This is a genomic window from Streptomyces sp. NPDC034049 (genome assembly GCF_055575575.1).
Window position 1 is genome coordinate 235470 of sequence record NZ_JBVISJ010000004.1, and the last position, 12122, is coordinate 247591.

Consider the following 12122-nt stretch of genomic DNA (forward strand, 5'->3'; position numbering starts at 1 on the left):
CTCAGGCCTCCGGGATCTCGAACTTCGACGTCCGCTGCATGCCGGCGGCCCGCCCCTTGCCGGAGATGACCAGCGCCATCTTGCGGCTGGCCTCGTCGATCATCTCGTCGCCGAGCATCGCCGAGCCCTTCTTGCCGCCCGCCTCGGAGGTGTAGTAGTCGTACGCGTCCAGGATCAGCTCGGCGTGGTCGTAGTCCTCCTGCGAGGGCGAGAAGATCTCGTTGGACGCCTCGACCTGGCCCGGGTGCAGCACCCACTTGCCGTCGAAGCCGAGGGCCGCGGCGCGCTGGGCGACCTCGCGGTAGCCGTCGATGTTGCGGATCTGGAGGTAGGGGCCGTCGATCGCCTGGAGGTTGTTGGCGCGGGCGGCCATCAGGATCTTCATCAGGATGTAGTGGTAGGCGTCCGCCGGGTAGCCGGGCGGCTGCTCGCCCACGACCAGCGACTTCATGTTGATCGAGGCCATGAAGTCGGCCGGGCCGAAGATGATCGTCTCCACGCGCTGGGAGGCCGTCGCGATCTCGTTGACGTTGTTCAGGCCCTGCGCGTTCTCGATCTGCGCCTCGATGCCGATCTTGCCGACCTCGAAGCCCATCGTCTTCTCGATCTGGGTGAGCAGGAGATCGAGGGCGACGACCTGCTGGGCCGTCTGCACCTTCGGCAGCATGATGCAGTCGAGGTTCTGGCCGGCGCCCTCGACGACGGTCACGACATCGCGGTACGTCCACTCCGTCGTCCAGTCGTTGACCCGCACGACCCGTGTCTTGCCGGTCCAGTCGCCCTCGTTGAGGAACTTGACGATGGTGTGCCGCGCCTCGGGCTTGGCGAGCGGGGCGCAGGCGTCCTCCAGGTCGAGGAAGACCTGGTCCGCCGGGAGGCCCTGGGCCTTCTCCAGGAAGCGGGGGTTGCTTCCCGGCACCGCGAGGCAGGAACGCCGCGGACGGAGGCGGTTCACCTGAGGAACAGGGCTGGTCATGCGGGGACCTCCAGGGGGTCGAGCTTGTTGGCCTTGCGGATCTCGTCGACGATACGGCCGATGATCCCGGTGATGTCGAAGTCCTTCGGGGTGAACACGGCGGCCACTCCGGCGGCCCTGAGCCGGTCGGCGTCCGCGTTCGGGATGATCCCGCCGGCGATCACCGGGATGTCGCCGGCGCCCGCCTCGCGCAGCCGCTCCAGCACGTCCGGGACGAGCTGGGCGTGCGAGCCGGAGAGGATGGAGAGGCCGACCGCGTGCACGTCCTCGGCGAGGGCGGCGTCCACGATCTGCTCCGGGGTGAGCCGGATGCCCTGGTAGACCACCTCGAAGCCCGCGTCGCGGGCCCGCACGGCGATCTGCTCGGCCCCGTTGGAGTGCCCGTCCAGGCCCGGCTTGCCGACCAGGAAGCGGAGCTTGCCGACGCCGAGGTCCCCGGCCGTCAGGTCCACCTTGCGGCGGACTCCCGCCATGGCCGAGCCCTCTTCGGCGGTGACGGCCACCGGCGCCGACGAGACACCGGTCGGTGCCCGGAACTCGCCGAACACCTCACGGAGGGCCCCGGCCCACTCGCCGGTCGTGACCCCGGCGCGGGCGCACTCCAGGGTGGCCTCCATGAGGTTGTCCGTGCCCTTCGCGGCCTCCTTGAGCCGCTCCAGCGCCTTGCACGGGCGCGGGTGGTTGAAGGGCGGCTGGTAGCGCGTGTCGCGCCAGTTCCGGAGGGACTCGATGACGCGGGCCTCGACGGCCGGGTCGACCGTCTGGATCGCCGCGTCCAGGTCGGCGGTCAGCGGGTTCGGCTCGGTCGACTCGAAGATGTTGACGCCGACGATCTTCTCCTCGCCGGACTCGATCCGGGCCCGGCGCTCGGCGTGCGAGGAGACCAGCTGGGACTTCAGGTAGCCGGACTCGACGGCCGCCATCGCGCCGCCCATCTCCTGGATCCGCTCGATCTCGGCGAAGGACTGCTCGACCAGCTCGGCCACCTTCGCCTCGATGACGTGCGAGCCCTCGAAGATGTCCTCGTACTCCAGCAGGTCGCTCTCGTGCGCCAGCACCTGCTGGATGCGCAGCGACCACTGCTGGTCCCACGGCCGGGGCAGGCCCAGCGCCTCGTTCCAGGCCGGCAGCTGCACCGCACGTGCCCGCGCGTCCTTGGAGAGGGTCACGGCCAGCATCTCCAGCACGATCCGCTGGACGTTGTTCTCCGGCTGCGCCTCGGTCAGCCCGAGGGAGTTGACCTGGACGCCGTACCGGAAGCGGCGCTGCTTGGGGTTCTCGATGCCGTACCGCTCGCGGGTGATGCGGTCCCAGATGCGGCCGAACGCCCGCATCTTGCACATCTCCTCGACGAAGCGGACGCCCGCGTTCACGAAGAACGAGATGCGGGCGACCACATCGCCCATGCGCTCCTCGGGCACCTGGCCGGAGTCGCGCACGGCGTCGAGGACCGCGATGGCCGTGGACATCGCGTACGCGATCTCCTGCACCGGCGTGGCCCCGGCCTCCTGCAGGTGGTAGCTGCAGATGTTGATCGGGTTCCACTTCGGGATGTGGGAGACCGTGTACGCGATCATGTCCGTCGTCAGCCGGAGCGAGGGTCCCGGCGGGAACACATGGGTGCCCCGCGACAGGTACTCCTTGACGATGTCGTTCTGGGTCGTGCCCTGGAGCTGGGTGATGTCCACACCCTGTTCCTCGGCGACGACCTGGTAGAGCGCCAGCAGCCACATGGCGGTGGCGTTGATGGTCATCGAGGTGTTCATCTGCTCCAGGGGGATGTCCTGGAACAGCCTGCGCATGTCACCGAGATGGGCCACCGGGACGCCGACCCGGCCGACCTCGCCGCGGGCGAGGATGTGGTCGGAGTCGTAGCCGGTCTGGGTCGGCAGGTCGAACGCGACCGACAGACCCGTCTGCCCCTTGGCGAGGTTGCGCCGGTACAACTCGTTGGACGCCTCGGCCGTGGAGTGACCGGCGTACGTCCGCATGAGCCACGGCCGGTCCTTGGCTTTCCCGCCCTCGGCGGGCTGACGCTCGCTCATCGTGGACCTCAGATGTTCCGGAAGCGGTTGATGGCGTCGATGTGCTGGGCGCGCTTGTCGTGGTCGCGGACGCCCAGGCCCTCCTCGGGGGCCAGCGCGAGGACGCCGACCTTGCCCTGGTGGAGGTTGCGGTGCACGTCGTACGCGGCCTGCCCGGTCTCCTCCAGGGAGTAGACCTTCGACAGCGTCGGGTGGATCTTGCCCTTGGCGATGAGGCGGTTGGCCTCCCACGCCTCGCGGTAGTTCGCGAAGTGCGAGCCGATGATCCGCTTCAGCGACATCCACAGGTAGCGGTTGTCGTACTCGTGCATGTAGCCCGAGGTCGAGGCGCAGGTGGTGATGGTGCCGCCCTTGCGGGTGACGAAGACGCTCGCGCCGAAGGTCTCACGGCCCGGGTGCTCGAAGACGATGTCGATGTCCTCGCCGCCGGTGAGTTCGCGGATGCGCTTGCCGAAGCGCTTCCACTCCTTGGGGTCCTGGGTGTTCTCGTCCTTCCAGAACGTGTATCCCTCGGCGTTGCGGTCGATGATCGCGTCGGCGCCCATCGCGCGGCAGATGTCCGCCTTCTGCTCGCTGGAGACGACACAGATCGGGTTGGCGCCACCGGCCAGGGCGAACTGCGTGGCGTAGCTGCCGAGGCCGCCGCTGGCGCCCCAGATCAGCACGTTGTCGCCCTGCTTCATGCCGGCGCCGTTGCGGGAGACCAGCTGCCGGTAGGCGGTGGAGTTGACCAGGCCCGGGGCGGCGGCCTCCTCCCAGCTGAGGTGGTCCGGCTTCGGCATCAGCTGGTTGGACTTGACGAGCGCGATCTCGGCGAGCCCGCCGAAGTTGGTCTCGAAGCCCCAGATCCGCTGCTCGGGGTCGAGCATCGTGTCGTTGTGGCCGTCGGAGGACTCCAGCTCGACGGAGAGGCAGTGCGCGACGACCTCGTCACCGGGCTGCCAGGCGTTGACGCCGGGGCCGGTGCGCAGGACGACGCCCGCGAGGTCGGAGCCGATGATGTGGTACGGCAGGTCGTGGCGCTTGGCCAGCTCGCTGGTGCGGCCGTAGCGCTCCAGGAACCCGAAGGTGGACAGCGGCTCGAAGATCGAGGTCCACACCGAGTTGTAGTTGACCGAGGAGGCCATGACGGCCACCAGGGCCTCGCCCGGGCCGAGCTCCGGGAGCGGGACCTCGTCCAGGTGGATCGACTTGCGCGGGTCCTTCTCGCGGGTCGCCATGCCCGCGAACATCTCTGTCTCGTCCTTGTGCACGGTGATCGCGCGGTACGACTCGGGGAGCGGCAGAGCGGCGAAGTCGGCGGACGTGGAGTCCGGCGACTGGATCGCGTCCAGGATGTCCTTCACGGTGGTGCCTCCGGCGACGAGCGTCCTCGCGGGAAGACGCTGTTGAGGGTTACGTCGGGTGCTGCAGAGCTGTCTGGTGATGCCGTCGGTTCGGCGGAGGTGGTGCTTCGGCGGCGCTGTGTGTGGCGCGGAGGGTTGCCTGTGACGCAGGCGTCCGGGCGCGTGGACCGTGGTCCGCGGGGACAGCCGACGAACGAGATGTCGCGGTGCGTCGGCCGCCCGGACTCCTTCAACGTATGGCACGCCGTGTCACCCCGCAAGGCACCGAGTGCCAGAAAGTTCGCTCAGGTGAAATCTTTACGTAACACCTGAGCGATGATCGATCAGACGCGGGTGAAAAAGGGCCCCTGACGTGCCAAAACGGCCACCCGGTGGGGTGGCCGTTCTCACAGTTACCGTTGAGTAGATCGGGGTGTGCGGGGGTGTCAGCGGTCGCGGAGAGCCTCTTCGATGGTCCGCATGACCTCGTCGAGCGGGGCGTCGGTGCGGGCGACCGTCACCAGGACCTCGCCGTGCGTGGAGGCCGTCGCCGCGGCCGGCTCGGGGGACAGGGTGCGGCCGGCGCCGGTGCCCTTGCCGAACGTCCTGCGGACGATGGCGAAGGCGTGGTCGAGCTGGGTCTCGACGTCGCCCTGCCCGCCGGATCTGAGCCACCGCCGCAGCACGTGGTTGTGCGCGGTGACCACCGCCGACGCGGCCACCTCGGCGAGCAGCGGGTCGTCGTTGCCGGCGTCGTGGTGGGCGGTCTCGTCGAAATGGCCCAGCAGATAACGGGTGAAGAGGCGCTCGTAGCGGGCCACGGAGGCGATCTCCGCCTCCCGGAGGGTGGGAACCTCACGGGTCAGCTTGTAGCGGGCGACCGAGATCTCCGGCCGGGCCGCGTACATCTTCATGACCTCCTTGATCCCGCGGCACACCGTGTCGAGCGGGTGCTCGTGCGGGGGCGCCGCGTTGAGCACCGCCTCGGCGCGGATCAGGGTGTCGTCGTGGTCCGGGAAGATCGCCTCTTCCTTGGAGCGGAAGTGGCGGAAGAAGGTGCGGCGGGCGACCCCGGCCGCCGCCGCGATCTCGTCGACGGTGGTCGCCTCGTAGCCCTTGGTCGAGAACAGCTCCATGGCCGCGGCCGCCAGTTCCCTGCGCATCTTGAGGCGTTGGGCGGCGGCACGACTTCCCGCGGCGCTCTCCACGGGAGCGTCGGGCGCAGCTGGCGTACGTGAGGACTTGGCGGGCTGGGACATGCCCCGAACGTACTGCATCCGTGCAGGAGAGTGCGCGTGTCCGGCCGTCCCCCCGCCCGTCCGGGACGCGGGCGGGAGCGGTGCGCAGGCGGGGGAGTCGGGGCACGGGCCGGGCGCGGAGGGGGCGGATCGGGCCGACGGGGGCCGGCTGCCCGGGCCGAGCAGCCCGCCCCAGTCCGCCTCGGACGCCGGCGGGGACGCCCCGCCGGATCCCGCCGGGCCCGACAGCCGGACCGACGGCGGGGACACCGGGCCCCCGGCCGGGACGGACTCGTCGCCCGACCGCTCAGCGCTTGGCATATTCGCGGAAGCCACGGCCCGTCTTGCGGCCGAGGCAGCCCGCGGCCACCAGGTGCTCCAGCAGCGGCGCCGGGGCCAGCCCCGGGTCGCGGAACTCGCGGTGCAGCACCTTCTCGATGGCCAGCGAGACGTCCAGCCCGACCACGTCCAGCAGTTCGAACGGGCCCATCGGGTAGCCGCCGCCCAGCTTCATGGCCGCGTCGATGTCGTCCAGCGTCGCGTAGTGCTCCTGCACCATCTTGATCGCGTTGTTCAGGTACGGGAACAGCAGCGCGTTCACGATGAACCCGGCGCGGTCGCCGCAGTCCACCGGGTGCTTGCGGACCTTCGCGCACAGCTCCCGGACCGTGGCGTGGACGTCGTCGGCGGTCAGCACCGTGCGGACCACCTCGACCAACTTCATCGCCGGCGCCGGGTTGAAGAAGTGCATCCCGATCACGTCCTGCGGCCGCGAGGTGGCGCGGGCGCAGGCGACGACCGGCAGCGAGGAGGTCGTGGTGGCGAGGATCGCGCCCGGCTTGCAGACCTTGTCGAAGGTCGCGAACAGCTGCCGCTTGACCTCCAGGTCCTCCGCCACGGCCTCCAGCGCCAGATCGACGTCGGCGAAGGCGTCGTACGTGCCCGCCGGAGTGATCCGGTCCAGCGTCTCGGCGGCGGCCTCGACCGTCATCCGCCCCTTGTCGACGGAGCGCGCCAGCGACTTGCCGATCCGGGCCTTCGCGGCCTGCGCCTTCTCCTCGCTGCGGGCGGCCAGCACGACCTCGTACCCCGCCTTCGCGAACACCTCGGCGATCCCGGACGCCATGGTCCCGGAGCCCGCGACGCCCACCGAGCGGACCGTGCGGCTGGCGACCGTGGCGCCCCCTTCCAGCGGCGTCAGCGCGTCCCGCACGACGGTCGCGGAACCGGGCGCCTCGTAGGAGTAGAAGCCGCGCCCCGACTTGCGGCCGGTCAGGCCCGCCTCGCTGAGCTGGCGGAGGATGGGCGCCGGAGCGTGCAGCCGGTCGTGCGAGGCCGCGTACATGGCCTCCAGGACCGTGCGGGCGGTGTCGACGCCGATGAGGTCCAGCAGGGCCAGCGGGCCCATCGGCAGACCGCAGCCGAGCCGCATCGCCGCGTCGATGTCCTCGCGGGAGGCGTACTTGGCCTCGTACATCGCGGCGGCCTGGTTGAGGTACCCGAACAGCAGCCCGTCGGCGACGAAGCCGGGCCGGTCGCCCACCGCGACCGGTTCCTTGCCCAGGTCGAGGGCGAGATCCGTGACGGCCGCGACGGCCTGGGGTGCGGTCAGCACCGAGGAGACGACCTCGACCAGCTTCATCGCGGGCGCCGGGTTGAAGAAGTGCAGCCCGAGGACCCGCTCCGGACGCGCCGACTCGGCGGCCAGCCGCGTCACCGACAGGGCGTTGGTGCCGGTGGCGAGAACCGTCTCCGGCCGCACGATCGCGTCGAGTTCACGGAAGACCTGCTGCTTGATCTCGTACGACTCCGGGACCACCTCGATCACCAGGTCGGCGTCGGCCGCGGCCTGGAGGTCGGTGAAGGCGCGGAAGCGGGCGAGGGCGTCTCCGCGCTCCCGCTCGGTGATCCGCCCACGGGCCACGGCACGCTCGGTCGCGGCCTCCAGCGCGGCCACGGCACGGGCGCCGGCGGCCTCGCTGATGTCGATGCCGACGACCTCGCGGCCGGCCCGGGTCAGCACCTCGGCGATACCGGTGCCCATGGTGCCGAGACCGACCACGGCGATCGTCTTGAACGGGGACTGCGGGGACAGCGACGAGTCGGAAAGGGGAGCGGCCATCGCGGGACTCCAGGAATGAGGGTGACGACTGAGGGAAGCGCCGCGGATACGCGAAGAGCGCGCGAGCGGCGCGTGGGGCGCGGGTGTGGGTGGTGCCGGGCTGATGAACGCACACGCCCGGTGCCGTCGCCGGGGCGTGCACACGCCCGGGGGAACGGCTGAACCGACCGGCCCTGTCCCGAGGCCGAGCCGTACTGGTACTCCAGGTACCGAACCGACTGTGCTCGCGACGGCTGCGTCACCAAACCGTCGAGAGCGAACACGAGAGGGTGTCTCGCTCGTCTGAGCTTAACCGGTGGGTAACGAGCGCGCCAGCCCTCGTCTTTGTGAGCTACGTCCCTCAAACGCCGCCACGCCCGTACGCTCGGTGGCATGGACGAGGAGTTGCGATCACTCACGGAGCGTGTGCGGAGCGAGTCGGGGGGCGCGGCGGGTTACGAGCGGCTCGTCACGACCGAGTCCACGGACGAGTTGGCGGCGGTGCTCACCGAGCCGGGGCAGCCGTTGTGGGCGCGGGAGCTGGCGGCGTTCAGGCTGGGGGTGGCGGGGGACCGCCGGGCCTTCGAGTCACTGGTCCTGCTCCTCAACCACCGGGATCCGCCGCGGTGCCGCTCCGCCGCGTACGCGCTGGCCCGGCTCGGCGACCCGCGCACCGCGCGCGCGGCCGCCGCGCTCGCCACGAACGAACTGCGCGTCGCCTACGCCCTGCACCCCGTGCGGCTGCTCGTCGAACTCCGGGCGCCCGAGGCGGTGCCGGCGCTGATCACCACGCTCCGGCGCCGGCTGACTCCGCACGATCCCCACCGCAGGGTGGCGCTCGCCTGTGTGGAGGGGCTGGGGGTGCTGGGGGACACCCGGGCCGAGCCCGTGCTGAACGACGCCCTCGCCCATCCGAGCCTCGCGGAGGCGGCGGTGCGGGCGCTGACGCGGATGCGCTCCGCTTAGGAGGCCGTTCCTTCGGCCGGGGCTGTTTCTTCGGCTGCGGGCCGGTGGGGGCTTGCCGCGCCCCGCGGCGGAGCCGCATATCGGATACGGACCCGCGCCCCTTACGGGGCGCGTACGTAGCGCACCTCTGGGACTTCGACCCCGGCCACTTCGAAGGGCTCCTCCGCGCCGTCCGCCGTGAAACCGTGGTGCTCGTAGAAACGGCGGGCCCTGGTGTTCTCCCTGAGGACCCACAGGAGCATCCGGTCGTGGCCGGCGGTCTCGCAGCGTTCGGTCGTGGTGTGCAGGAGCGCTCCGCCGACCCCGGCGCCCCAGTGCCCCGGCCGGACGTACAGCGCGTACAACTCGGCGTCCTCGGTGCGGACCTCGCCGTCGCGGTAGGGGCCGTACGCCGCCCAGCCGAGGATCTCGCCGGCCCGCTCGGCGACCAGGTTCACCACCGGGTTGCCGGGCTTCAGGAGCATGGCGCGCCGGTGCTCGGCGTCCTCGGCCACGTCCATCGCGTCGAGGTACGACCGCGGTACGAGGCCGGCATACGCGTTCCGCCAGCCCCCTACACGGATCTCGGCCACGGGGCGGCAGTCGGCGCTGGTCATCTCGCGTATGCGGAGGTCATGGGGAGCGGCGTTCATGGCCGCACCCTAGGGCCGGGCGGCCGGGGGAGTCCCGCGGTTTTCGGCGGGCCTCCCCGGCCGGGCGTTCAGCCGCGGTGGCCCAGCAGGCCGTGCAGCGTCGAGCCCCGGGACGAGGCGGACGCGGCCTTGGTGCTCAGCGGCTTGGGGTCCGGGAGCTTGGCGCAGACGGCGTCGGTCTCGCCCGTGCCGCGCGGCACCCTGCCGTCGGTCAGATACGCCGCCAGGTGCTTGTCCAGGCAGCTGTTGCCGCTCAGCGAGATGCCGTGGTTCCCGCCGCCCTGCTCGACCACCAGACTGGAGCCCCGCAGCAACTGGTGGGTGACGGCTCCGCCCGCGTACGGGGTGGCCGCGTCGTCCGTCGCCTGGAGGATCAGGACCGGCGGCAACGCGGTGTTCGAGACGTCCACCGGGTTCAGCGCCTCGGTCGGCCAGAACGCGCAGGGCGCGTTGTACCAGGCGTTGTTCCAGGTCATGAAGGGCGCCTTCTCGTACGCCGCCCAGTTGTCGTCGCGCCACTCGGCCCAGGCGCGCGGCCAGCGCGCGTCCCGGCACTGCACCGAGGTGTAGACGCTGTAGCCGTTGTCGCCGGCCCGGTCGACGGCGCCGAAGTTCTCGTACGCCTCGACCAGCGGGTCGTCGTTCTTCTTGTTCGCGTAGGCGGCGAACGCCTCGGCGAGATGGGGCCAGTAGCCGTCGTAGTAGCCGCCGGGCACGAAGGTGTCCTCCAGCTCGGCGGGGCCCACCTTGCCGTCCGCGGGCTTTCGGGCCAGCGCCGCCCGCATCGCGTACCACTTGGCCTCGATCTTCTCCGGATCGGTGCCGAGCCTGTACGTCCTGTGGTTCTTGGCGATCCAGGCCATCAGCGCCCGGTGGCGGTCGTTGAACGCCTGGTCCTGCTGGAGGTTGTCGTCGTACCAGACGCCCAAGGGGTCGACGACGGAGTCCAGCACCGCGCGCCGTACCCGGTGCGGGAAGAGCTTGCCGTACACGGCGCCCAGATAGGTGCCGTACGAGTAGCCGAAGTAGTTGATCTTCTTGGCGCCGAGGGCCGCGCGGATGGCGTCCATGTCCTTGGCCGAGCTGACCGTGTCGATGAACGGCAGCACGTCCGCGTACTTCTTCGCGCAGGCGTCGGCGAAGGCCTCGGCACGCTTGAGATTGGCTCGCTCGGTCTTCGCGTCGGCCGGCAGGGAGTCGGGGCGCAGCGGCGAGAAGTGACCGGGCCGGCAGTCGAGCGCGGGCTTGCTGGCGCCGACGCCGCGCGGGTCGAAGCCGATGACGTCGTACTGCGCCGCCACCTTCGGCAGCGAGGACGCGACGAACCCGGCCAGGGTGCGGCCGCTGCCGCCGGGGCCGCCCGGGTTGACCACCAGGGGGCCCTGGTACTTCTTCGCGGTGTGCGGGACGCGGGACAGGGCGAGCGTGATCTTCCTGCCGGCCGGCTCGGCGTGGTTCAACGGCACTTTCAGGGTGGTGCACTGGAGCGTCGGATAGTCGCCGGTGGCGCACTTCTTCCAGGTGAGCTTCGCCGCCGGCGCGGCGGCGAGGGCGCCGCTCGCGCCGGCCGGGACCGCCGAGACCATTCCGGCCAACACGGCGGCGGCACCGCACAGAGCAGCTGCGCGCTTCTTCATCGTCAGGCCTCCCAGGACGGAGGATCGCGGGCCGTGCAGACCACGGCCTTCGTCGCATCGTCCCGGAGCAGGCCCCCGAAGGAACTCGTTCCGGCGAGAGTTGACCCCATCGGGGGCGCGAGAGGCGCCCGGATGCCCCGCGGGAGGTCAGAGCAGCGTCAGCTGCGTCGGCTCCGTCCCCCGGACCGGCTCGGGCGCCGCCGGCTCGCGCGCCGGTGTCCGTCGCGGCAGCTCCGCGCGCCGGGGGCCCATGCCGTACTCCTCGGCCAGTTCGTGGACCTGACGGGTGATCTGACGCTGGTACCACTTGGGGGCGTAGGCGCCCTCCGCGTACAGCAGCTCGTACCGGCGTACGAGACGGGGGTGGTGGCGTTCCAGCCAGGCCATGTACCACTCGCGGGCGCCGGGCCGCAGATGCAGCACCAGCGGGGTCACCGAGGTCGCGCCGGAGGCGGCGATCGCCCGCACGGTGGCACGCAGCCGGTCGGGGTGGTCGCTGAGGAAGGGCAGCACGGGAGCCATCAGCACCCCGCAGCCGATGCCGAGGTCGGTGAAGGCCCGCACCACGTCGAGCCGGCGCTCCGGGGCGGGCGTACCCGGCTCGACCGTGCGCCACAGCTCGGGGTCGGTGAAGCCGACGGAGACCGAGATGCCGACCTCGGTGACCTCCGCGGCCTGCCGGATCAGCTCCAGGTCGCGCAGGATCAGCGTGCCCTTGGTCAGGATCGAGAAGGGGTTCGCGTGATCGCGCAGGGCGGAGATGATGCCCGGCATCAGACGGTAGCGGCCCTCGGCGCGCTGGTAGCAGTCCACGTTGGTGCCCATGGCGATGTGCTCGCCGTGCCAGCGCGGTGAGGTGAGCTGCCGGCGCAGCAGGTCGGGCGCGTTGACCTTCACCACGATCTGCGAGTCGAAGTCGAGGCCCGTGTCGAGGTCCAGGTAGCTGTGGGTCTTGCGGGCGAAGCAGTAGACGCACGCGTGCGTGCAGCCCCGGTAGGGGTTCACCGTCCATTCGAACGGCATCCGGGAGGCTCCCGGGACCCGGTTGACGATCGTCCTCGCCCGGACCTCGTGGAAGGTCATGCCGCGGAACTCGGGGGTGTCGAAGGTGCGGCTCGTCACCAGGTCCGCGCCGAACAGCGCGGCGTCCCGGGCCGTGGCGGGGTTCTCGGCCAGATGGTCCCAGCGCATGGACGCCTCCT

Annotated in this window: 9 protein-coding genes; 1 reads left to right on the top strand and 8 read right to left on the bottom strand. The window is 71.0% G+C overall.

All coding sequences use genetic code 11. The annotated features are described in order from the left end of the window. Position 1 precedes the first annotated feature (1 nt). The 5 genes from ACZ52C_RS14270 to ACZ52C_RS14290 form a co-directional block, all read right to left on the bottom strand. Positions 2-976, bottom strand: coding sequence for an HpcH/HpaI aldolase/citrate lyase family protein (locus ACZ52C_RS14270; RefSeq protein ID WP_215450560.1), 975 nt, complete (start codon positions 974-976; stop codon positions 2-4). After that, positions 973-3021, bottom strand: coding sequence for a protein meaA (locus ACZ52C_RS14275; RefSeq protein ID WP_469074996.1), 2049 nt, complete (start codon positions 3019-3021; stop codon positions 973-975). Before ACZ52C_RS14275 ends, ACZ52C_RS14270 begins: the two co-directional genes overlap by 4 nt. A gap of 8 nt (positions 3022-3029) precedes the next feature. Next, positions 3030-4367 carry a crotonyl-CoA carboxylase/reductase gene (gene ccrA, locus ACZ52C_RS14280; protein ID WP_469074997.1) on the bottom strand — a complete coding sequence of 446 codons (1338 nt, stop codon included), beginning with the start codon at positions 4365-4367 and terminating at the stop codon, positions 3030-3032. 425 nt (positions 4368-4792) lie between these two features. Next, complete coding sequence (locus tag ACZ52C_RS14285) at positions 4793-5605, bottom strand: TetR family transcriptional regulator (RefSeq protein ID WP_469074998.1); 813 nt, start codon at positions 5603-5605, stop codon at positions 4793-4795. 286 nt (positions 5606-5891) lie between these two features. Further along, complete coding sequence (locus ACZ52C_RS14290) at positions 5892-7706, bottom strand: 3-hydroxyacyl-CoA dehydrogenase family protein (RefSeq protein WP_469074999.1); 1815 nt, start codon at positions 7704-7706, stop codon at positions 5892-5894. 372 nt (positions 7707-8078) lie between these two features. On the opposite strand from ACZ52C_RS14290, the gene ACZ52C_RS14295 reads away from it, so the two are divergent. Continuing rightward, positions 8079-8651, top strand: a complete 573-nt coding sequence (locus ACZ52C_RS14295) for an adenylosuccinate lyase (RefSeq protein ID WP_469075000.1) — start codon at positions 8079-8081, stop codon at positions 8649-8651. Positions 8652-8752: 101 nt separating this feature from the next. Here the strand turns inward: ACZ52C_RS14295 and ACZ52C_RS14300 are convergent, their stop codons facing one another. The 3 genes from ACZ52C_RS14300 to ACZ52C_RS14310 all read right to left on the bottom strand — a co-directional run bounded on the left by ACZ52C_RS14300 (position 8753) and on the right by ACZ52C_RS14310 (position 12111). Then, entirely contained in the window at positions 8753-9283 is a 531-nt protein-coding gene (locus tag ACZ52C_RS14300; protein WP_469075001.1) for a GNAT family N-acetyltransferase, read from the bottom strand. Between the two features lie 68 nt (positions 9284-9351). Then, the gene (locus ACZ52C_RS14305) at positions 9352-10920 is read right to left on the bottom strand and encodes an alpha/beta hydrolase (protein ID WP_469075002.1); all 1569 of its coding nucleotides are present in this window, start codon (positions 10918-10920) and stop codon (positions 9352-9354) included. A 147-nt stretch (positions 10921-11067) separates the two neighbouring features. Beyond that, entirely contained in the window at positions 11068-12111 is a 1044-nt protein-coding gene (locus tag ACZ52C_RS14310; protein WP_469075003.1) for an Rv2578c family radical SAM protein, read from the bottom strand. Positions 12112-12122 lie beyond the last annotated feature (11 nt).

Coding starts and splice junctions, on each gene's coding strand:
- ACZ52C_RS14285 (WP_469074998.1), bottom strand. CDS start 5,605: ATGTCCCAGCCCGCCAAGTCCTCACGTACGCCAGCTGCGCCCGACGCT.
- ACZ52C_RS14295 (WP_469075000.1), top strand. CDS start 8,079: ATGGACGAGGAGTTGCGATCACTCACGGAGCGTGTGCGGAGCGAGTCG.
- ACZ52C_RS14270 (WP_215450560.1), bottom strand. CDS start 976: ATGACCAGCCCTGTTCCTCAGGTGAACCGCCTCCGTCCGCGGCGTTCC.
- ACZ52C_RS14275 (WP_469074996.1), bottom strand. CDS start 3,021: ATGAGCGAGCGTCAGCCCGCCGAGGGCGGGAAAGCCAAGGACCGGCCG.
- ACZ52C_RS14310 (WP_469075003.1), bottom strand. CDS start 12,111: ATGCGCTGGGACCATCTGGCCGAGAACCCCGCCACGGCCCGGGACGCC.
- ACZ52C_RS14290 (WP_469074999.1), bottom strand. CDS start 7,706: ATGGCCGCTCCCCTTTCCGACTCGTCGCTGTCCCCGCAGTCCCCGTTC.
- ACZ52C_RS14305 (WP_469075002.1), bottom strand. CDS start 10,920: ATGAAGAAGCGCGCAGCTGCTCTGTGCGGTGCCGCCGCCGTGTTGGCC.
- ACZ52C_RS14300 (WP_469075001.1), bottom strand. CDS start 9,283: ATGAACGCCGCTCCCCATGACCTCCGCATACGCGAGATGACCAGCGCC.